This is a genomic window from Thalassotalea sp. PP2-459 (assembly GCF_001913705.1).
Lineage (GTDB): Bacteria > Pseudomonadota > Gammaproteobacteria > Enterobacterales > Alteromonadaceae > Thalassotalea_C > Thalassotalea_C hakodatensis.
In genome coordinates this window covers 54,997-77,543 of the sequence record NZ_MKQD01000045.1, presented here as the reverse complement: position 1 = coordinate 77,543, position 22,547 = coordinate 54,997, and the positions used below count along the sequence as shown (strand labels likewise).

The window sequence follows — 22,547 nt, the reverse complement described above, 5'->3', positions numbered from 1 at the left end:
CTCTATTCAATTTAGTAGTTGACAGAAAATGACATTTTTGGCATTTTACCTAGCATGAAATCTATTACACGCACTATTACCATTATTACCACTACCACCCTGTTAGGGATGGTGGTCGACGGCTAACGTGTAAAAGAAAGTATTTTATCAAAGCCCGTGACCACAAAGGTTCCGGGCTTTTTTCGTTTTTAGGGGAAGTAAACATGCGCGTGTTAAAATTTGGCGGTTCATCATTAGCAACAGCAGAACGTTTTGTTCAAGTGGCTGATATTATCAAGAACCAGAGCAAGGAATCTTCGGTAGCAGTTGTTGTTTCTGCACCACAAGGTGTTACTAATCATTTAGTGGCGATGGCTGAAAATATTAGCGATGAAAATACATTACAAAGTGATTTAAAACATTTTTCTGCAGCGATTGAAACCATAGTTGAAGGACTAAGTGCAACGTTACCACAATTTAATAAAACACATGCAGAACAAGCGTTAGCGAATTGGGAGCATCAGCTTAGTCGTTATTTGCAAGGGGCAACAATGTTGTCTTATTGTCCAGATCATATACGCGCAATTATTATCAGTGTGGGTGAACGAATGAGTGTTGCGATTTTAGACTCTGTATTAGCAACGCTAGATTTTGACGTTAGTTTAATCGAGCCTGAAAAATTCCTACATACTAATGATGCTTATTTAAATGCCTTAGCAGATTTAGTTTTGTGTAAAGACAAATTTCAACAATACTATCCATCGCTCAATCGTGTTGCTTTAATGCCAGGGTTTATTGGCGTAAATAGCCAAAATCAAGTCACCACTTTAGGTCGCAATGGTTCTGATTATTCGGCAGCTGTGCTTGCTGTATGTGCACAGGCTGAATGTTGTCAAATTTGGACCGACGTTAATGGTGTTTATAATGCAGACCCTCGTCTGATTAAAGATGCGCGATTACTTGATTATTTATCTTATCAGGAAGCGATGGAGTTATCGTATTTTGGTGCAAGTGTACTTCATCCTAAAACGATTGGACCAATTGCACAATTTCACATTCCTTGCTTGATCAAAAATACCGGAAATCCAAAAGCGCCAGGAACATTGATTGCGAAGGAAAATGATCAGAAAAAACAAGTTAAAGCAATTTCTAATTTAGACGATTTAACCATGGTGAATGTGTCAGGCCCTGGCATGAAAGGTATGGTTGGTATGGCTAGTCGAGTTTTTGCTACCATGAGTCGTGAAAAGATATCTATCGTATTGATCAGCCAATCATCGAGCGAATATTGTATTAGTTTTTGTATTTATACAGCAGATGCAAAGCAAGCGGAACAAAGCTTGAAACAAGAGTTTGAATTAGAATTACTTAACGGTTTATTAGAGCCCGTTGCATTACAGCATGAACTGTCCATTGTTTCTTTAGTGGGTGATGGCATGCATCACCAACAAGGCGTAGCAGCCAAGTTTTTCTCTTCATTAGCTCAAGCACGCGTTAATGTAGTGGCCATTGCACAAGATTCTTCTGAACGTAGTATTTCTGTGGTCATTGAAAATCGTAAATGCACCGATGCATTAAAAGTGTGTCACCAGAACTTTTTCTCACACAAACCGACTATTGATGTATTTTTAGTTGGCTGTGGTGTGGTTGGTAGCGAATTAATTGCACAAATCGCGCGTCAACAACCTAAATTAAAAGCACAAAATATTTCATTACGTGTTTATGGTATCGCAAATAGTAAAGGCATGGTGTTTGATCAAGAAGGCATTAATCTTGAAAGCTGGCAGGCTTGTTTAGGGAAAGATGCTGTGGCAGTTACGGCAGAAAATGTGAAGCGCTTTGTTCGCGATAATCATTTAATAAATCCTGTACTGGTTGATTCAACGTCTAATGAAGCGCTTGCTATGAGTTACGTTGACTTTATTAAAGAAGGCTTTCATGTGGTAACACCTAATAAAAAAGCGAATACTGACACATGGGAATATTATCAAGCCATAAGACAAGCAACCCAAGAGACTAATCGTCGTTTTCTTTATGAAACAACAGTTGGTGCGGGCTTACCAGTAATTGATACTTTGCAAAGCCTAATCAAAGCAGGTGACGAATTATTGCAGTTTGAAGGTGTTCTATCAGGTTCTCTGTCCTATATTTTTGGTAAATTAGATGAAGGAATGACGTTGTCGCAAGCAACAGCTATTGCTAAAGAGAATGGCTTTACAGAACCTGATCCTCGTGATGATTTAAGTGGCATGGATGTGGCAAGAAAGCTACTTATTATGGCGCGAGAGGCTGGCATGCAATTAGAGCTATCAGACATTAAAGTGGATTCGGTACTCGGTGAAACATTTGATGCAAGTGGCGATGTTGCAACCTTTATGACGAATTTATCACAACTTGACGGTGTGATTGCTGAACGTGTAAATAACGCTAAACAGGAAGGGAAAGTGTTGCGTTATATCGGTAATATTATTGACGGGAAGTGCCAAGTATCCATTGAAGCGGTTGGTGCAGAACATCCTTTATATAGCATTAAAGATGGTGAAAATGCCTTAGCTATTCATAGCCGTTATTATCAGCCATTACCGTTCGTACTTCGTGGTTATGGTGCTGGTGCGGCAGTTACTGCTGCGGGTGTATTTGGTGACTTATTAAGAACATTAGCATGGGAGCAACAGCACTAATGAGCGTTTCAGTTTTTGCGCCAGCTTCAATTGGGAATATGAGTGTTGGTTTTGATGTATTAGGTGTAGCTGTAAAACCTGTTGATGGCACTTTACTTGGCGACGTAGTGACTGTTGAGGCGAGCCCAGAGAACAGTTTAACAGTAGAAGGGGCGTTTGCGAACAAGTTACCACAAGATCCAAAAGAGAATATTGTTTGGGATTGCTTGCAGCTTTTCAATGAAACCTTGCTACAGTCTGGACAAAAACCTGTAACCGTCAACATGATATTGGAAAAGAAAATGCCAGTAGGTAGTGGGCTTGGTTCAAGTGCTTGCTCGGTAGTTGCAGCATTGGAAGCATTGAATTACTTTTATAAGGTAACAAGTGAGTTTCAATTTAGTAAAGCTGTGATGTTGAAACTAATGGGGCGTATGGAGGCACAAATTAGTGGTAGTTTGCATTATGATAATGTAGCGCCATGTTATTATGGTGGTATACAACTGATGGTGCCAGATGACGATGTGATTTGCCAAACACTCCCACAATTTGATGATTGCTATTATGTTATGGCATACCCCGGGATTGAGGTTTCAACGAAAGCGGCCCGTGAAGTATTACCAACATCATATTCACGTAAAGATGTGATTACTTTTGGACAAAATTTAGCTACCTTTGTTGATGCTTGCCACCGAGGTAATAAAGCAATGGCATTTTCAGTTGTTAATGATGTTATCGCACAGCCATATCGTCAGCATCTATTACCGGGGTTTGAACAAGCGTGCACTCACTTACGTGAGAAAGGTTGTCTAGCGGTTGGTATTTCAGGTTCTGGCCCAACATTATTTTGTGTGACCGACAACGAACAAAAAGCCAATGACTTTGCTAATTGGCTAACAGAACATTATTTACAAACATTAAGTACAGGGCAAAGTGAGGGATTCGTTCATGTTTGCCGTGTCGATAATCAAGGTGCTTGCCCAATAAATAAGTAGGCGAGCAGCAATATTACGTTTTTAGTAGGATAACAATTTTGAATTTTTATAACCTTAAAGAAAATGATGAACAGGTAAGTTTTGCCGGTGCAGTTAAACAAGGCCTAGGGAAGAACCAAGGCTTATTTTTCCCTGAAAATATTCCAGCATTAGATAACATTGAACAGTTATTAGCATTACCTATGGTAGAGCGAAGCGTGCAAGTGCTCTATCCCTTTGTACAAGATGATTTAACGAAAGCACAATTAACAGAAATAGTGACTGATGCCTTTAATTTTCCTGCACAAATACAGCCTATCAGTGAAAACCGCGCAATTTTAGAGTTATTTCATGGCCCAACTTTAGCCTTTAAAGATTTTGGTGCCCGTTTTATGGCGCGCTGTCTTCAAACCTTTAGTGGCGATAAAAAACTCACTATTCTAACCGCAACATCAGGTGATACAGGTGCTGCGGTAGCACATGCCTTTCATGGCATTGAAAACATTCGCGTGGTTATTTTATACCCGAAAGGCAAAATAAGCTTGTTGCAAGAAAAAATGTTTACTACGTTAGGTGGTAATATAGAAACGATTGCTATCGAAGGTGATTTCGATGATTGTCAGGCATTAGTGAAACAGTCTTTTGATGATCAAGAGTTGAAAGAGACTATCGGCTTAAACTCTGCAAATTCAATTAACATCAGTCGTTTATTAGCACAAGTGTGTTATTACTTTGAAGCGGTTGCACAACTATATCGCCAACAAGGTAAAACAGCGCTTCAAGATTTAGTATTTTCTGTACCTAGTGGTAATTTTGGTAATTTAACCGCGGGGTTATTTGCTAAAGCAATGGGATTACCCATTAAACGTTTTATTGCTGCAACCAATGCTAATGATACAGTACCGCGTTATTTAAAAACCGGTGAGTGGTCGCCAAATCAAACAGTTGCCACTATGTCTAATGCGATGGATGTGAGTAACCCAAATAACTGGCCACGGGTTGAGCACATGCTCAAGTCAGGTATAGTGCCAGAAGATAGTGTGAGCTCGTTTGCAATAGATGAAGAGCAAACACAAATGACGATGTTATCACTTTCTAAGCTTGGCTACATTAGTGAGCCACACGCAGCGGTTGCTTATAAAGCGTTGCAATATAGTGCAAGTGATGAAGAATTTGGTGTGTTTTTAGGTACAGCGCATCCTGCTAAGTTTAAGGATGTGGTTGAAAGCATGTTAGGTCAACCCATTGGGTTACCGAAAGAGTTAGCGGATTGCGCAACCGAAACCATTTTATCTAGCGAACAAAGTACTGAATTTTCAGCATTACGTAAGTATTTACTCGATAAGGCATAAGATAGCGAATACCTCTTTTGCCTTTCATAAACAAAAAGCCAACATTCTGTTGGCTTTTTAGAAAAATTTTCTTGATATTCATTGATAAAATAAACATTTTTTCTTTAAGAGCAATGTTTGATAGGTAATATGAATTAATAATCAAAAATATCGGTCTATGTTAGTTTTATATTGCAAGTTAGTGGCATTTGTTGGTTTTTAATTGCTAAATTTCAGTCGTTTTGTAGAATGTTTTTAGTGAAAGATCTTTGGAACATTTATGTCAACAGAACACTATTTCTCCCCTTTTCGTAAACACGTTATTGGGCACAAATTAACCCACTCAATCAACGGTCAATCATTGCCAATTATTTATGCAGATTGGACGGCAAGTGGTAGGTTATATCAGCCGATAGAAACCTATATAACGCAAATACTTGGGCCTTATGTCGCCAATACTCATACCGAAACTAATTTAACCGGTGGTGTGATGACACATGCCTACCATGAGGCACAATCGGTGATCAAAAAACATGTAAATGCATGTAAAAATGATATTTTGATCACAGCTGAAGCAGGTATGACTGGTGTTATTAATAAATTTCAACGGATCTTAAATTTACGTATACCTGAACGAATGAAAGATCAAATATCGTTCAATGATCAAGACAGACCTGTTGTTTTTATCACGCATATGGAACATCACTCTAACCAAACTTCCTGGTATGAATGCGATGTAACCTTAGAAATAGTTCAACCTAACGAAAAGGGCTTACCTTCGTTAGCGCATCTTGAAGAGTTGCTTGAACAATATGCTGATCGTAAACATAAGATTGGTTCATTTACTGCGTGTTCCAACGTTACTGGTATTAAAACCCCTTATCATCAAATGGCGGAAATTATGCATGAACATGGTGGTGTATGTTTTGTCGATTTTGCTTGCTCTGCGCCGTATGTTGATATTGATATGCACCCTGCAAACCCGAAACAAACCTTAGATGCTATTTATTTCTCTCCACATAAGTTTCTAGGGGGACCTGGTAGCTCAGGTGTTTTACTGTTTAATAAAGCGCTATACAAAAATAAAGTGCCAGATCATCCTGGTGGCGGTACGGTAACGTGGACTAATCCGTGGGGAGAGCACAGTTTTTTCACGGATATTGAAATGCGCGAAGATGGTGGTACACCGGGTTTTCTTCAGTGTATAAGAACAGCGTTAGCGATCAAAGTGAAAGACGAAATGGGCGTTGATAACATCACTGCGCGTGAACAATGGATCACCAATTATGTGATGGATAATTTAGCAAAACTTGAACAAGTGGTTATGCTTGAACCGAGCATTCGAGACCGACTATCGATTGTGTCATTCTATGTTAAAGGTGCCCATTATAATTTAGTCGTGAGACTACTAAACGATAAGTTTGGAGTACAAACACGAGGTGGTTGTTCTTGTGCTGGTACATACGGGCATATTTTATTAAATGTTGATCACGACACTTCATCGAAAATTACTGAACAAATTGATCTTGGTGATTATGCTGAAAAGCCAGGTTGGATCAGAGCATCGTTTCATCCAACGATGACAGATAAAGAAGTTGCTTTTGTCGTTGATGCCATTAAACAAGTAAGTGAAAATATTGAAAGTTGGCGTAAAAATTATCGATTTAATCCCGCTTCCGGTGATTTTGAGCATACAAAGCAAGCTGTGAGTATGCCAACCCTAGCAAGCTTTAATGCTCAACAAGTCGCTGAAAGTTCAGAAAAGAAAACCTCATTTTTTAGACGGATTTTTCAAGCGTCTTGATCAAAAGAGATCAGCATTTCGGCGGCGGAACAATGACAATCGTTATTACAAACAGGGCACATATAACCCTGTTTGCTTAATTCGTTCCATCTGTCCGGGTGTTTTGTTATTAAGACGCCACCGCACTTAGTAAAATATTTTACCGCGCTATTTCCGGGGCTTTGCATCCATAGATGGCTGACACCCGCTTTAGCGCCTTGCTGTTTAACAGCATCAATAGAAAGTGTTAGTAACTTACTACCGATGCCGTAACCTCGATAGTGCTCATCAACCGTATTACATTTAAAATAACAAACGCTAGCTTGTTCACTTGGCCAATCTTCAGGTGTACACCATTGATCAAGTTGCCATTGTAGAGGTGAAAAAGTAATACGAAAACCCACGAGTATGTCTTCATCATAGGCAACAAAATGACTATTGATGTTATTTTTGATACCTTGATTGAACCATTTCAGTGCACTGGTTTGATCCATGTAACCTTCACCATGTACGTGGGTAGCCAAACGGATCACCTGTGTGAAGTCATCAGGTGTCATTTCACGGTAAATTATGGTCTTTTTTTGCATTAAATATTCATTATTCATCAGAGTTAAGGTAAGTTTACCAAAGAATTATCACAATCAGCTACCTTCACATTAGTTAATATTATGTATGATCCTTTGTTTCACCAATCTCCTGGTTGCGGCGAACGCTATCCTGATAGCTACTGGGCGAATATTTCAGGGCAAGCGCCAAAAAATTTAGGTCCTTTAGAAGCCAATATTGACGTTGATGTTGCCATTATTGGTGCTGGCTATACTGGTATGTCTTGTGCGCTTCATTTGGCAGAAGAATATGGCATTAAAGCAACTATATTAGAAGCAAACCAAAGTGCTTGGGGATGCAGCGGTAGAAATGCCGGTTTTATCTTAAAAACTTCAGGTAGAAAACCTTTTGCTCAAATGCAACAGCAATGGGGCGAAGAGGTAATGCGAGCTATTTATCAAGAAATGGCCGAAGGTGCTGAGCGTGTACAACACCTGATTTCCCGAGGTATTGACTGTGATGTACAACCTGCAGGCTATTTAAAAGTCGCCCATAAAGCCAATAAATTAACAGACTTAATAGCAGCAGCTGCATTGCAAAAAAAGATGTTTGGTTATCAAGTGGAAATATTGTCGAAACAAGAAGTACGTCAACAATATATGAATGATCAAAACGCATTTGGAGCTATTCGTTACCGTGATGGATTTGGTTTGAACCCGTTAAAATTAGCGTGGGGTTATCAAAAACTTGCTGTTGATGCTGGCACTGATATGTATTGCAGCACGCCTGTTACAGAAAGTAGGCAATCAGCAAAGGGTTTTGAACTGACTACACCGTCAGCGGTGGTAAAAGCTAAAAAAGTGGTGCTTGCCACCAATGGTTATACTCCTCAAGGCTTTATGCCTACGGTGAATAACCGCTACTTGCCTGTGCTTTCTCAAATTATCGTTACTGAACCACTGACAGAGCAGCAGCTTTTAGATAGTGGCATTAAAACAAATCAAGTAGTCATGGATACTAGAGCATTAAAATACTATTACCGCAAATTACCAGATAACCGTATTTTATTTGGTGGCCGTGGTGCTATTTCTGGAAAATCTGCCAAAGATCCGTATTATGCAAATCGATTGCTTGAGGTGTTAAAAAGCAGTTTTCCAGCGCTGGAAACTTTGCGTACTGCTTACGCGTGGTCAGGATGGATTTGCATGTCGTTAGATGACATTCCACATATTTATCAAAACAATGAACAAAACTTGTTCTACAGCATGGGCTATTGTGGAGCAGGTGTTTCGTTTTCCTCACAAGCTGGAAAACGACTAGCTGATAAAGTGGCCGGAGCGCAAGTGCCAAATATTCCACTTTACACTTCGCCATTACCGAAATTTCCATTTGCCCCATTACGAAGGGTGGGGCAGTGGGGCTATTTTCAGTATGGAAAGGTCAAAGATAGATGGTTTTAAATAAGCGAATATGACAATGCCTAACCTTCAACTCGGTTAGTGTTTTTACCTTGTGTGAAATCAGTAATATTTAATGCAATCAGATCTAATAGTCGTTGCTGAGACTCTTTGCTTGCCCAAGCGATGTGTGCCGTTATTTTTAAATTAGTCGGTTGCTGTAGTAATAATGGGTGATACGATGCTGGGGGTTCTTGTTGTAAAACATCTAAAATAGCGTAGGCGATCTCTTTTTGTGTTAACGCTTGTAAAAGATCTACCTCATTGATAACACCGCCTCTTGCTGTATTCACTAACACTGCTGTTGTTTTCATTAACGAAAAAGTGTGACGATCAAATAATTGATCAGTGTCTTTGGTTAACGGACAGTGAAGGCTAACAATATCCGCTTGTTGTAAAGCTACTTCAAATGCAACACGACCATCTCTTATTTTTGAAGCGTTAGGGCGTTCAGCAATCAGTACTTTCATACCAAACGCTTTGGCAATAGTAGCTACCGCTTGACCTAAGTTACCGTAACCAATAATCGCAATATATTTGTTTGCCAATTCTTCACTGCCAGGACCATGTACACAAAAGCTAGGGCTTTTGGGCCATTCTCCTTGTTCAACAATCTGTTGGTGTAACGTTGGACAACTAAAGTACGTTAATAATTGAGCAAATACATATTGGCTAACAGAAGGTGTTGAGTAACCGCTAACATTCGTGACAGCAATGCCTAACCGCTTAGCGGCGTTAAGGTCTACATTATTAACACCTGTTGCTGCGATACAAATTAAGCGTAACTTGGGGAGTTTAGCGAGCGTCATTTCTGACAGTAATACTTTATTAGTAATGATTACGTTAGCATTTTTGCAACGCTCAATAATTTGATCTTCTCGTGTTAAATCGTAAGCTTTAAAATCTGCTACTTGGTGTTCAATATTGATTGTTGATACTTGATTAACAAAAGTTTTTCTGTCTAAAAATACACAATTCATTTCAGTTACCCTGGTCTGCCGTCTATGCGTTGTTGAATAAGGTAAGGTATGTAGCGATATAAGAAAAGTAAAAAACTTGCGCAAGCAAACCCTGTTGCTAACCAATAAAATGTAGGGGTCATCGCAGGCGCTAAAATGGGTAAAATTGCACGAGTGAAAGCGGCGATAAAAATGAGTAAAAAACTGAATTTTATAAGTTTTCCTACTACTAGTGGTCTACCAGTATGGCCAAGTGAAACACGCGCAATCATCGCAAGTATTACACCGCTTATTCCACCAATTGTTAATAAATGCCAAAGGTGGTTGGTAGGGAATAGGTTAAATAAGTAAGATAAACCCAGTAATAGCAGGGCCATCCATATACAGAATAAAGCTAAATGTAGTGACCACAACAGTGGAATTTTAAAAGTAACCCAAGGGCGCCATCTCGTTATTCTATAAGCTTGAAGTGTGCCTGCAATAACAAAAAGCATCCCAAATGTTTGCTGACTCAGGTTTAAAATTGGGCTGATAAAATACAAAATGAAAATAGTGAATAACGTGATATTTGCGCTAATTTCAAGCCAAGGTAAGTTCGCTACTTTTTCTGTTTTACTACCATTTGCGGTAAACATCGGAGTTACTCTGCCGCCAATAATAGAAATTAGCATTGTGATCAACATAATACCGGCGTAGCCAGATAATTGTACACTAGTGTTATCACCTTGATAAAAAGCGAGATGCATTTGTCCATTCACCAAGGTGAACATTAACAGCAAAGGAACGAAGAAGAGATTTCGTTTTTGTTTTACGGCAATAATTGGTTTTGCCAACATGTAGGCCGCTACAGGTAAAAAACTCAAATCAATAATGGTGATCATTATATGCGGCAGGTATGTCGGTAATAATAATGCAATGCGGCCAGCTAACCATAAAATGATAAGCCAAAATAACGCGTTCCCATGTACGCTTCTAATGCCTGTCCAGGTTTGCACTGCTGTTAACAAAAATCCAGCAATAATAGCAGCAGCGAAGCCAAAGATCATTTCATGAATATGCCACCAATAACCACTTGCAAAAGGTTGGAGGTTAATTTTTCCGTAAAAAATCAATAACCATAGTGTCAGAGCTATAATGGCAAAAGCAGGGCCAAGTAGAAAAAAAGGACGAAAACCTAACCTTAAAATGGGCGGTAACTTTTCTTCTTGTGCTAAATCGGTAATTTGCATCATATTCGGTACCTTAGAGGGCGATGAAGGTGAGTATATCGCATGCTATTTGTTAGACTTTGTTTTAAATCAATACGGCGGTAATTACTTTACGTTGTGGGCTTTTCTAATTCGTATAACGTTTCGCTGATATGATCTATTTTCTCGTTAATAATGTGCTGTGCGTCATATAAACCCTGATTATAAAAATAACTACCGAAATTGTCGCCGATAAAATCAAGTAAAAAATCAGCATCGAATTGGCCTAATTCAATAGAGAGTTCTTGTTCAAAATAATGTTGTAACTTGTTAATAAGTTGGTGTTTTACGTCCTCAGACAAGGTAATGTTAGCCATCTTTACATTCGCGATTATGTTGTTTGTTGTATATGATACCAAGCCCAACTAATAAGTGCTCTATTAGCAACGTTTTATCGTTAATAGGTAAGGCATTAATTGCAAATCATGGTATTAATCTATACTTAACTTTAACGGAAAAAGTATGTCAAAACACTTTTTTGGAAAACTAACCAATTTATGGCACACAGATTGTCAATTTTGTCGTCGTGCGCGATTGATCTTTATTTGGTTAATTGTCATGTTATTGGTCGACTTTTATTGGTTCCATTTGATTTTTTAGTACAAACAACGAGAGGGCATTATGGGACTTCGCTGGACAGATTCACTCGATATTGCGCTTGATTTGATGGAGCAGCATCCAGAAGTGGATCCTTACAAAATACACTTTACTGACTTACGTGAATGGGTTTTAGCGCTTGAAAACTTTGATGATAACCCAAACCATTGCGGTGAAAGGGTATTAGAAGCGATTCAATTAGCATGGATGGACGAAATGTAATTAAACGCTCAAGCGGTTAGCGTACTCAATGTATGCTAATTATATTGTCGCGATTGTTTAGTGTGAAAAGATCTTTACCGACGAAACTATATAAGGTCTTTTTTTTCTCTATTTTTAACAATTTATCCAGTGCTCGGGTTTGTTGAACGCGTTAGTTCGACTATAATCAGGCGCTATAGCTTATGCTTAAATTAAGTCTTATCGCAACCAACTGGCGCAAATAATACACACTTATGACAACAAACAAACAACGCCCTCTATATATTCCCTATTCAGGCCCTAATTTATTAGAAACCCCTTTACTTAATAAGGGGTCTGCTTTTTCTCGTGAAGAACGTAAACAATTCAATTTAACTGGTTTATTACCTCCGTCGTACGAAACGATTGATGAACAAGTTGAACGTTGCTATATGCAATATAGTAGTTTCCGCACTAATTTAAATAAGCATATATACCTGCGTGCAATACATGACAAAAATGAAACCTTGTTCTTTAAGCTAGTGCAAGCACATTTAGCGGAAATGATGCCGATAATCTATACACCGACAGTAGGTGATGCCTGTGAAAAGTTCTCTGACATTTATCGCAGCAATCGTGGCTTGTTTATTTCATATGAAGATCGTCATGACATTGACGATATATTACGCAACGCGACTAAAAATAAAGTTAAAATAATTGTAGTCACTGACGGTGAGCGTATTCTTGGCCTTGGTGATCAAGGTATCGGAGGTATGGGGATTCCTATTGGTAAACTTTCTTTATATACCGCTTGTGGTGGTATTAGTCCTGCGTATTGTTTACCTGTGATGCTCGATGTGGGCACAAACAATGAAAAATTACTTAATGATCCAATGTATATGGGGACACGTAAGCCACGCATTGATCAACAAGCATATGATGAATTTGTCGATCTGTTTGTTCAGGCAGTAAAACGTCGCTGGCCACACGTCATGTTGCAGTTTGAAGATTTTGCACAGCCTAATGCTATGCCGCTGCTAAATCGTTATAAAGATCAAATATGTTGTTTTAATGATGATATCCAAGGCACAGCATCAGTAACCGTTGGTACTTTACTCGCGGCTTGCCGGATAAAAGGCGGGCAGTTATCAAAGCAAAAAGTGGTATTCGTTGGCGCGGGTTCCGCCGGGTGTGGTATTGCAGAACAGATAATTGCACAAATGATCAGTGAAGGAGCAGCGCCTGCACAAGCACGCAGTCAAGTGTATATGATTGATCGCCACGGTCTGGTAACCCAAGGTATGGGGGGCCTTAGAGACTTTCAAGAAAAGCTTGGTCAGCAGAGGTCAGCTATTGCTTCGTGGAAAATCGCTGGTGAATATGCAACGCTACAAGAAACGGTTGAACAAGCACAACCTGACATTTTAATTGGTGTATCTGGTGTTGCTGGCTTATTTACTGAACACGTGATAAAAGCCATGACAGTATATAATGACAAACCGATAATTTTTCCACTAAGTAACCCCGTTCGACAAGTAGAAGCAACACCTGAACAGGTCATTAATTGGACAGAAGGGAAAGCAATTGTGGCTACTGGCAGCCCGTTTGAGCCTGTCGAGCATAAGGGGGATATTTTCCCTGTTGCACAATGCAATAACAGTTATATTTTTCCGGGGTTAGGTCTTGCTGTTGTAGCCGCAAATATTAATCGGATCACAGACGAAATGTTAATGGTTGCTAGTAAGACACTAGCAAAAGCTTCACCTTTGGCAAATACTGGTAAAGGTGAATTGTTGCCACCATTAACTGAGATCGCCAATTTGAGTAAAGAAATAGCTTTTGCTGTTGCGCAGGTAGCATTTGACCAAGATTTAGCATTACGTATTGATGATGACGCGTTAACAGCCAAAATAGAACGTAATTTTTGGCAGCCGGCTTATCGACAATATCGTCGTTGTAGCCTGTAAGTCTTGAGCAAATTTGAAGCAGCTCTTTGATGACAATGGGCTGTTTCTTTAAATTGATAATGGGTTTTTATGTTCGAAACGTTTTAACTTCCTTCGGTTCTCGTCTTGGCTATATGTCTAAATTGAGACTAGAATATGGCCAAAATTGATACCACAAAGCTAAACTCCCCCTATTTAAAACAATCTTTATTCCTAGGTAGGCATTTGCTAACAATTGGTCTATAATCGCGCCAAAATTTATATTCTAGTTCAAAAATTGAGGGCTTATCATGGCTATCGAACGTACTTTTTCTATCGTAAAACCTGATGCAGTAGCAAAAAATGTTATTGGTCAAATCTACAACCGCTTTGAAACTGCTGGCTTAACTATTATTGCTTCAAAAATGGTTCACCTTTCTAAAGAACAAGCTGAAGGCTTCTATGCTGAGCACAGCGAACGTCCTTTCTTTGGTGCTTTAGTTGAATTCATGACTTCTGGTCCAGTGATGGTTCAAGTACTTGAAGGTGAAGGTGCAGTATTAAAAAATCGTGAAATCATGGGCGCTACTAATCCTGCTGAAGCATTAGCAGGTACTTTACGTGCAGATTATGCAAACTCAATTGACGAAAATGCTGTTCACGGCTCAGACGCTGTAGAATCAGCGGCTCGCGAAATCGCGTATTTTTTCTCTGATGACGAGATTTGCGCACGCACTCGTTAATTTTCATTAAACACAGGCTTAACGGTAGTTAATTGTTGATAACCTTGTTCTATTCGAGCAGTGATATCGTTATTAAAAAATTGTTAAGCGCTTAGTTTAATTGATAAAAGACAATAAAAGGGTTTTATCGGTATTCGGTAAAATCCTTTTGTTTTGTTAGATGATTAGCATAAGTTCTTGCTGCGCATAGACGAATAGCAAATTTATGCTAGTTATCTTAATTGTCTCTTTTGTTGAAAAAGTGTACAATTTTGCCCCTTGAATTTTGTAGTATTGAGAGTTTTTTAATATGAGTGAAGCCGCAACCATTGTTCAACCAACTATGACGAAAGTTAATTTATTAAACTTTGACCATCAAGGGTTGCGTGAGTATTTCGCTTCAATCGGCGAAAAACCGTTCCGTGCTGATCAAGTCATGAAATGGATGTACCATTTTGGGTACGACGATTTTGAACAAATGACAAATTTGAATAAAAAATTGCGTGAAAAATTATCGCGTAACTGTGAAATTCAAGCGCCAGAAATCTCGCAAAAACAAGTATCAACTGATGGCACCATAAAGTACGCGTTAAAGTTAGAGGGTGGTCAAGAAGTTGAAACGGTTTGGATCCCTGAAAATAATCGTGCAACCTTATGCGTTTCTTCACAAGTAGGTTGTGCCTTAGAGTGTACTTTTTGTTCAACAGCTCAGCAGGGTTTTAATCGTAATTTATCCGTCGCTGAAATTATTGGCCAAGTCTGGCGCGTTGCGAATGATATTGGTGCAACTCGTATTGCTGGTAAGCGACCAATCACTAACATAGTGATGATGGGGATGGGTGAACCATTATTAAACATGAAAAACTTACTGCCAGCGCTTGATAACATGTTAAACGATCTAGGTTATGGTTTATCTAAACGTCGTGTAACTGTGAGTACATCAGGCGTTGTTCCTGCACTTGCTATGTTAAAAGAAAAAATTGACTGTGCCTTGGCTATTTCAATACACGCACCAAATGATGTATTACGAAACGAACTAGTGCCAATCAATAAAAAATATCCACTACAAGACTTTCTAGCAGCATCTCGTCAATATATCGATGGCTCAAAAGCACAAAAAGCAGTGACCGTTGAGTATGTGATGATACAAGAAGTGAATGACTCTACAGAACATGCACATGAACTCGCTCATGCATTGAAAGACACTCCAAGTAAGGTCAACTTAATTCCTTTTAATCCTTACCCAGGTTCGCCGTATCAACGTTCAAGTAATTCACGTATTGATAGATTTGACAAAGTGTTACAAAGTTATGGTTATACCGTGATCACAAGGCGCACGCGAGGTGATGATATTGATGCCGCGTGTGGACAGCTTGCCGGCGAGGTTTTAGACCGTACAAAACGTACTGCAGCCATCGCAGAACACGCAAATGAAAAAAAACAGGTGAAAGCTGAACAAATTTCAGTGAAAATAGTCTGATAACAATAATGCTTGTGTCGGTATATATGGATAATTTTCTGAGAACAATGACTTGTTTGATCATCTTTTTAGGTTTAACGGGCTGTGTCACCCAAACTTATGAAAATGATAAAAACACGCCCGTGATACAAAATGAATCATCGAACAATGAAATTGCGATGACCAGAATATCATTAGGGCTTGGCTATTTAAAAATGGGTAATACCACGCAGGCTAAACTTAATTTAGAAAAAGCAAAACGTTCAGCGCCTAAACTTGTTCAAGTACATACTGCCTTTGCTCACTATTATGATACTGTTGGTGAGCCAAAACTAGCAACTCAAGCTTACGAGAAAGCGTTATCAATTAATAGTGATGACCCAGATACATTGAATAATTACGGTGTCTTTCTTTGTAAACAAGAGAAATATGCACTTGCTGAACAGAAAATGTTAAAGGCTATTGCCGTTCCTACGTATTTATTAGTGGCAAAAAGTTATGAAAATTTGGCATTATGTCAACTTGACGCTGATGCGTTTGACAAGGCCGAACATTATTTACATAAATCAATTCAGCACAGTCCAAGTAATGCCTCTGCGATTTTACACATGATGCGCTTACAATATGCAAAGGGCGATTATCAATTAGCTGAGCAGTACTTAAAAAGGTATGAGAAAGCCACCCGACGTTTTATGCCAGAAGCGTTAGCATTAGCGTTTAAAACCTATCAGAAACAAAATAAAGCGGGTGTTGCCAAAAATTACGCGAGTATGTTAGTGAAAATGTTTCCGCAATCATTCCAAGCAAAGCAATTTTTACTCAATGGGCTTGATCATACAGAAGCTGACGAGTTAGCTGAAAAATACCAATTATTAACAAAGCCATTACTTCTGAATAAAAAGAAAAAGCGTGTGGTTAAGCTATCACCTAAAGGGTATAGTGCTGAGTCAAAAAATGTAAACGCGAAAAAACGTAATAATACTAAAAAATTTGCGCGTGATAGAAGTAAAACGGATGAAAAAACTGTTCAGTCAGTAAGCCATGTAGATAGTAAAAAAGCAGAAAACAAGGTGACACTGTCGAATGAGAGTATCACGACAAATGAAAAAAAATCGTCAATCCCTCAACACATTGTGAAAAAGGGTGACACGTTATTCTCCATTACGGTGAAATATAATATTCACATGAAAGCGTTAGAACGCTGGAATAACTTTTCTCGAAATCAATCAATTAAGATAGGTGATGTTATTTTACTTGCTGATCCTAAGAAGTAACAACCATTAAATGACCAACATGACGACAAACGAACATTTAGAAATACAAACTGAAGAACCAAAAACTTTAGGCCCAGGAGAAATGCTTGCTCAAGCACGCAAAAAAATGGGGTTAAGTGAATTGGATGTTGCGGAACGATTGAACTTCAGGAAAGCTTTAGTTGGTGAAATAGAACAAGATATTTTTGACGCGTCATTGCCTGCCACCTTCAACCGTGGCTATTTAAAAAGCTATGCTAAGCTTGTTAATCTTCCTGAAAAAGAAGTGTTAGCAAGCTATGAAACACTTAATATTGGTTCTACGCAAGATAAGCAAGGCACATTCATGCAAAGTTTTTCGAAGGAAACTGAAAAACAAGCAGAAAATAGCAGACTGATGTGGCTAACGTATTTGATCCTTGCGGCACTTGTTGGTTCAAGTGTGATTTGGTGGATACAAGATGCGAAAGAAAGCCAGAAAACAGCAGTTGTTGACACAACATCTAGTACAGAAGAGCAATCCAGTTCCATTGAGCAACCAATATTAACAACAGTAGATGTTGACGAACAAACCGAAAATAAAATTATTGATGAAACGAACATAGCGCCTCTATCGGAAACCTTAAAAGCGACGACTGAAAACAAGATAACAACTCAGGCAAGTTCAGAACAATCATCAACTGAAGTACTTCAACAAGCTGATAATGCTATCTCTAATGATGTACCATTAACTAACGATTCCGTAACGGAAAAGAGTATAGCCAGTACCGGTGTTGCAGAACCTAACGAACAGTTATCTCTAACATCTTCAAATGAACCACTAACGTCTGCCCAATTTACTTTTTCAGGCGATTGCTGGGTCAATATCTATGACGCAACAGGCGAACGTGTGGCATGGGGTATTAAAAAAACGGGCTATGTTATGAATATATCAGGGCAGGCACCGTTTAAAGTTACTTTAGGAAAGCCAGAATTGGTGACGATTGCTTTTCAAGGTGACAATATTGATATGTCGCAATTTTCCCGTGGCAACATTGCGAAATTTACCTTGCCACTCGATGCAGAAAATCAAGCAGAGTAAACGAATTTATTATGTTTAAAGAATCCCCTATTATTCGTCGAAAATCACGCCAGATTATGGTTGGTAATGTACCTGTTGGTGGTGATGCACCTATAGCCGTTCAGTCTATGACTAATACATTAACCACTGATGTTGCTGCTACGGTAAAACAAATAAAAGCGTTAGAAGCTGTTGGCGCTGACATCGTAAGGGTAAGTGTACCTACTATGGATGCAGCAGAAGCTTTTAGAGAAATTAAACAACAAGTATCTGTGCCGTTAGTGACTGATATTCATTTTGACTATCGTATTGCACTCAAAGTGGCGGAATATGGCGCAGATTGTTTACGTATTAACCCTGGAAATATCGGCCGTGAAGATCGTGTTAGAGCAGTAGTAGAATCTGCACGCGATAAAGGTATTTCAATTCGTATTGGAGTTAACGGGGGCTCGTTAGAAAAAGATATTCAAGAAAAATATACAGAACCTACCGCTGAAGCATTACTTGAATCAGCGATGCGTCATGTTGATATTCTTGATCGATTAAACTTCCATGATTTTAAAGTCAGTGTCAAAGCATCGGATGTTTTTTTGGCTGTTGGTTCGTATCGGTTACTAGCAAAGCAAATTGATAACCCATTACACCTTGGTATTACTGAGGCCGGCGGTTTAAGAGCGGGAGCTGTTAAATCATCTGTTGGACTTGGCTTGTTATTATCTGAAGGAATTGGCGACACCCTACGAGTGTCTTTAGCAGCAGACCCAGTTGAAGAAGTGAAAGTAGGTTTTGATATTCTAAAATCGTTAAAACTACGTAGCCGTGGTATCAATTTTATTGCTTGTCCAAGTTGCTCTCGTCAAGAATTTGATGTGATCAGTACTGTTAATGAGTTAGAGCAACGTGTTGAAGATATTATGACACCGATGGATGTTTCGATTATTGGTTGTATCGTTAATGGCCCTGGCGAAGCAACAGTGTCAGATTTAGGCTTAACCGGTAGCAGTAAAAAGAGTGGCTTTTATTTAGATGGTATCAGGCAAAAAGAGCGCTTTGATAACAACCAATTGGTTGATCAGCTTGAACAACGCATACGCGCAAAAGCAAAGTTAATGGATCAAGCCAATAAAATTGCGGTCAAAGAGATCGACAATTAAGTTCGGTAGTTTACGTTTATCGCTAAACTGCCTATAATGCGCGCTGCATTTTACATTTCCAATAGCAAAAAGAGAGCCTTCTAGGTGAGTAAAACAATTCAGGCTGTTCGTGGTATGAACGACTGCCTTCCTTCAGAAACGAATATTTGGCAGATGGTTGAATCAGTCTTACGCCGTGTTGCCAGTAACTATGGTTTCGCCGAAATTCGTATGCCAATTGTCGAATCTACCGCACTTTTCAAACGCTCAATCGGCGAAGTCACCGATATCGTTGAAAAAGAAATGTACACTTTTGATGATCGTAATGGTGACAGTTTAACGCTGCGTCCTGAGGGGACTGCTTGTTGTGTACGAGCGGGTAATCAACATGGTTTACTGTATAACCAAGAGCAACGCTTATGGTATATGGGGCCGATGTTTCGTCATGAGCGTCCGCAAAAAGGTCGCTATCGTCAATTCCATCAATTTGGCTTAGAAGCCTTTGGTATAGCAACACCTGATATTGATGCTGAAGTTATTTCATTAACTTATCGACTTTGGAAGGAACTTGGCATCGATGAGTTTGTCACACTAGAATTGAATTCGTTAGGATCTAACGAAGAGCGCGCTGCGTATCGCGATGCATTAGTGACCTTTTTATCTGAAAAAGAAGATTTATTGGATGATGACTCAAAAAGGCGTATGCATACTAACCCGTTGCGAGTATTAGACAGTAAAAATCCTGACGTACAAAAAGCGTTAGAAGGAGCACCTAAATTAGCTGACTATTTCGGTGAAGAGTCAACTAAACACTTTGAGGGTGTATGCCAACGTTTAGACGCCGCAGGCATTAACTATGTACTTAATGATAAACTGGTACGTGGTTTAGATTATTACAATCGTACTGTATTTGAATGGACAACAGATAGCTTGGGCGCACAAGGAACAATCTGCGCTGGTGGTCGCTACGATGGCTTAGTTGAACAATTAGGCGGCAAGGCAACACCTGGTTTTGGATTCGCGTTAGGTATTGAACGATTAGTGTTAATGTTAACGAGTTTAGATAAAGTGCAAAATGTAAGGCCACAAGTTGAAGCCTATGTGATCAGCTTAGGCGAAGGTATAGACATTAAAGCTACAGCACTTGCCGAACAATGGCGAGATGAAGTGCCACAAACGCGTATACAAACACATTGTGGTGGCGGTAATATGAAAAAACAAATTAAGCGTGCTGATAAGTCAGGCGCTCAGGTTGCGCTTATTTTAGGTGAAGATGAGCTGGTTAATCAGCAAGTCACGGTAAAATATTTACGTGGTCAACAAGAACAACAACAAATGGCATTTGATCAAGTGCCAGCGTTATTAAAAAGTTTACTTTAAAGGAATCGTTGTGGATATACATCAAACAGAAGAACAACAAGTTGAACAACTTAAAAGAATTTGGAATGAATATGGTAATGCCATCATTGCTGGCTTAGTGTTGGGTTTTTCTGGCTTCATAGGTTATGGCTATTACAAAGATAATAAGTTAAGCCAAGAGATAGAAGTTTCTGAAAATTACCAGCAAGTGATCACTTTATTAGAACAAGATGATGAGGCGTTTCAAACACGTGGTCAGGACTTTATCAAAAATAACAGTGGAACAAGTTACGCTAGCTTAACCGCACTTGCTTTAGCAAAAGATTCTGCTGAACACAAAGACTGGGCACAAGTTGAAACGTATTTAAATCAAGCGATTGAAAATACTACCAACAAAGCAATGCAAGCATTAGCTAAATTACGCTTAGCACGTGTTCAACTTGAAACTAAAAAAATTGAATTGGCTTTGAAAACGCTAAACGGTGAATTTCCAGAAGCGTTTAATGCTGAACGTGAAGAAATTAAAGGTGATGCCTTTGTTTTAAATGGTGATAAGGCAAAAGCTCGCACGGCTTATCAGGCGGCATTAGATGCAAGTACAGCAGGGACAAATCCTGTTTTGCAAATGAAGTTTGATAACTTAGCAGAGCAAATTGTTCTACCTAAATAACCTTGTTTTTTAATAACGCGTGAATAAACGGAGCCATTAGTGCTAAAAATAACAAACGTATTACGACATAAAACATTGCTTGTTGGCTGTTTATTAACAGGTTTAATGGCGTGTTCTTCTACTGACGATGAAATTGATCCAAATGAGCCGGTAGAGCTAACAGAGATTACTGAACGATTCGAAGTTAACGTAGCTTGGGAAGAAAGCATTGGTGGTGTTGGTAAATACTTTTCACGTATTACGCCATTTGTGGCCTATGGCAAACTTTATAGTGCAAGCCGTGAAGGTGAAGTTTATGCAATGGATCCAGCTACCGGTAAAGAGCTATGGCGTACTGATCTACGTAAAGATGGCGAAGGTGGTTTCTTCTCTAGTAAGGCGACGGCATATCTAAACGGTGGCCCAACAGCAGCCATGAATAAAGTGTTTATTGGCAGCGAAAACGGCGATGTGTATGCGTTAGATGCAGAAACGGGTGAAGTTAGCTGGCACAGCAAAGTGAAAGGTGAAGTGTTAGCTGCTCCAGGCTTTGATGCTGGTGTACTTGTCGTAAATACCGCCTCAGGTGTTGTTAAAGCATTTAACGCTACTAATGGCGAAACGTTGTGGCAAGTAGAGCAAGATGTGCCACCATTAACGCTTAGAGGCACGAGTTCTCCTGCCTTAGCTGCTGGTGGTGCAGTTGTTGGCGCCCCAAACGGTAGTTTAACTGTGTACTTGTTAGAAAATGGTCAACAAGGTTGGACATCAGAAATAGGCGAAGCAACCGGCTCAACAGAATTAGACCGTGTTGTTGATATTGATTCAAGTCCTATTGTTTATGGTGATAAAGCTTATACTATATCTGCTCGTGGTAATATGGCGTCAGTAGATTTACGAAGTGGAAGAGTGCTATGGAAGCGTCAATATTCTTCTTACCGTGACCTTGAAATTAGTGGTAATACGATTTACTTAACTGATGTTAAAGGCCATGTTTATGCGATTGATCGCGTAAACGGCACAGAGAAATGGAGTCAACTTGCGCTCACTAACCGTAATGTTACAGGGCCAAAAGAATTCGATAACTACATTGTTGTGGGTGACTTTGAAGGCTATTTACATTGGTTAGATAAAGAGTCAGGCGATATTGTTGCTCGTCATCATGTTGATGGCAGTGGTGTATATGCAACACCGACGACAGATGGAAATTTACTTTTTGTCCTGTCAAAAGATGGTGATCTACAGGCGATTAAAAAGCCTTAGTCCCATTTAAA

Annotated in this window: 19 protein-coding genes; 15 read left to right on the top strand and 4 right to left on the bottom strand. The window is 39.3% G+C overall.

Features of this window, described 5'->3' with window-relative positions; translation table 11 throughout:
* Positions 1-203 precede the first annotated feature (203 nt).
* The 4 genes from thrA to BI291_RS11315 all read left to right on the top strand — a co-directional run bounded on the left by thrA (position 204) and on the right by BI291_RS11315 (position 6,748).
* Complete coding sequence (thrA, locus tag BI291_RS11330; RefSeq protein WP_074498873.1) at positions 204-2,660, top strand: bifunctional aspartate kinase/homoserine dehydrogenase I; 2,457 nt, start codon at positions 204-206, stop codon at positions 2,658-2,660.
* Positions 2,660-3,634 carry a homoserine kinase gene (thrB, locus tag BI291_RS11325; RefSeq protein ID WP_074498872.1) on the top strand — a complete coding sequence of 325 codons (975 nt, stop codon included), beginning with the start codon at positions 2,660-2,662 and terminating at the stop codon, positions 3,632-3,634. The genes thrA and thrB overlap by 1 nt, the downstream gene beginning before the upstream one ends.
* 38 nt (positions 3,635-3,672) lie before the next feature.
* On the top strand, positions 3,673-4,965 hold the full coding sequence (gene thrC, locus BI291_RS11320) for a threonine synthase (RefSeq protein ID WP_074498871.1): 1,293 nt from the start codon (positions 3,673-3,675) through the stop codon (positions 4,963-4,965).
* Between the two features lie 259 nt (positions 4,966-5,224).
* The gene (locus BI291_RS11315) at positions 5,225-6,748 is read left to right on the top strand and encodes an aminotransferase class V-fold PLP-dependent enzyme (RefSeq protein ID WP_074498870.1); all 1,524 of its coding nucleotides are present in this window, start codon (positions 5,225-5,227) and stop codon (positions 6,746-6,748) included.
* Here the strand turns inward: BI291_RS11315 and BI291_RS11310 are convergent.
* On the bottom strand, positions 6,736-7,314 hold the full coding sequence (locus BI291_RS11310) for a GNAT family N-acetyltransferase (RefSeq protein WP_074498869.1): 579 nt from the start codon (positions 7,312-7,314) through the stop codon (positions 6,736-6,738). The two genes, BI291_RS11315 and BI291_RS11310, sit on opposite strands and share 13 nt — an antisense overlap.
* Before the next feature lie 81 nt (positions 7,315-7,395).
* Here BI291_RS11310 and BI291_RS11305 point away from each other — a divergent pair, with 81 nt between their 5' ends.
* Positions 7,396-8,733: an FAD-binding oxidoreductase gene (locus BI291_RS11305; RefSeq protein ID WP_074498868.1), complete on the top strand. Its 1,338-nt coding sequence runs from the start codon at positions 7,396-7,398 to the stop codon at positions 8,731-8,733.
* Between the two features lie 20 nt (positions 8,734-8,753).
* Here the strand turns inward: BI291_RS11305 and BI291_RS11300 are convergent, their stop codons facing one another.
* The 3 genes from BI291_RS11300 to BI291_RS11290 form a co-directional block, all read right to left on the bottom strand.
* Complete coding sequence (locus tag BI291_RS11300; RefSeq protein ID WP_074498867.1) at positions 8,754-9,710, bottom strand: D-2-hydroxyacid dehydrogenase; 957 nt, start codon at positions 9,708-9,710, stop codon at positions 8,754-8,756.
* Positions 9,711-9,715: 5 nt separating this feature from the next.
* The gene (locus BI291_RS11295; protein ID WP_083602013.1) at positions 9,716-10,921 is read right to left on the bottom strand and encodes an NnrS family protein; all 1,206 of its coding nucleotides are present in this window, start codon (positions 10,919-10,921) and stop codon (positions 9,716-9,718) included.
* An 86-nt stretch (positions 10,922-11,007) separates the two neighbouring features.
* On the bottom strand, positions 11,008-11,253 hold the full coding sequence (locus BI291_RS11290) for a DUF2164 domain-containing protein (protein ID WP_074498866.1): 246 nt from the start codon (positions 11,251-11,253) through the stop codon (positions 11,008-11,010).
* A gap of 304 nt (positions 11,254-11,557) precedes the next feature.
* On the opposite strand from BI291_RS11290, the gene iscX reads away from it, so the two are divergent.
* From iscX to bamB, 10 genes are all read left to right on the top strand, one after another.
* The gene (gene iscX / locus BI291_RS11285) at positions 11,558-11,755 is read left to right on the top strand and encodes a Fe-S cluster assembly protein IscX (protein WP_074498865.1); all 198 of its coding nucleotides are present in this window, start codon (positions 11,558-11,560) and stop codon (positions 11,753-11,755) included.
* 233 nt (positions 11,756-11,988) lie between these two features.
* Positions 11,989-13,680, top strand: coding sequence for an NAD-dependent malic enzyme (locus BI291_RS11280; protein WP_074498864.1), 1,692 nt, complete (start codon positions 11,989-11,991; stop codon positions 13,678-13,680).
* Between the two features lie 269 nt (positions 13,681-13,949).
* On the top strand, positions 13,950-14,381 hold the full coding sequence (gene ndk / locus BI291_RS11275; RefSeq protein WP_074498863.1) for a nucleoside-diphosphate kinase: 432 nt from the start codon (positions 13,950-13,952) through the stop codon (positions 14,379-14,381).
* A 289-nt stretch (positions 14,382-14,670) separates the two neighbouring features.
* Entirely contained in the window at positions 14,671-15,840 is a 1,170-nt protein-coding gene (locus tag BI291_RS11270; protein ID WP_303046031.1) for a bifunctional tRNA (adenosine(37)-C2)-methyltransferase TrmG/ribosomal RNA large subunit methyltransferase RlmN, read from the top strand.
* Between the two features lie 26 nt (positions 15,841-15,866).
* Positions 15,867-17,093: a type IV pilus biogenesis/stability protein PilW gene (gene pilW, locus BI291_RS11265; protein WP_139302608.1), complete on the top strand. Its 1,227-nt coding sequence runs from the start codon at positions 15,867-15,869 to the stop codon at positions 17,091-17,093.
* A 19-nt stretch (positions 17,094-17,112) separates the two neighbouring features.
* Positions 17,113-18,153 carry a cytoskeleton protein RodZ gene (gene rodZ / locus BI291_RS11260; RefSeq protein ID WP_175573114.1) on the top strand — a complete coding sequence of 347 codons (1,041 nt, stop codon included), beginning with the start codon at positions 17,113-17,115 and terminating at the stop codon, positions 18,151-18,153.
* A gap of 11 nt (positions 18,154-18,164) precedes the next feature.
* Positions 18,165-19,286: a flavodoxin-dependent (E)-4-hydroxy-3-methylbut-2-enyl-diphosphate synthase gene (gene ispG, locus BI291_RS11255; RefSeq protein ID WP_074498860.1), complete on the top strand. Its 1,122-nt coding sequence runs from the start codon at positions 18,165-18,167 to the stop codon at positions 19,284-19,286.
* A gap of 84 nt (positions 19,287-19,370) precedes the next feature.
* Positions 19,371-20,645, top strand: a complete 1,275-nt coding sequence (gene hisS, locus BI291_RS11250; RefSeq protein WP_074498859.1) for a histidine--tRNA ligase — start codon at positions 19,371-19,373, stop codon at positions 20,643-20,645.
* 10 nt (positions 20,646-20,655) lie between these two features.
* Positions 20,656-21,294: a tetratricopeptide repeat protein gene (locus tag BI291_RS11245; RefSeq protein WP_074498858.1), complete on the top strand. Its 639-nt coding sequence runs from the start codon at positions 20,656-20,658 to the stop codon at positions 21,292-21,294.
* A gap of 39 nt (positions 21,295-21,333) precedes the next feature.
* Positions 21,334-22,536 (top strand): outer membrane protein assembly factor BamB, encoded by a 1,203-nt coding sequence (gene bamB / locus BI291_RS11240; RefSeq protein WP_074498857.1) that lies wholly within the window; start codon positions 21,334-21,336, stop codon positions 22,534-22,536.
* Positions 22,537-22,547: the final 11 nt, after the last annotated feature.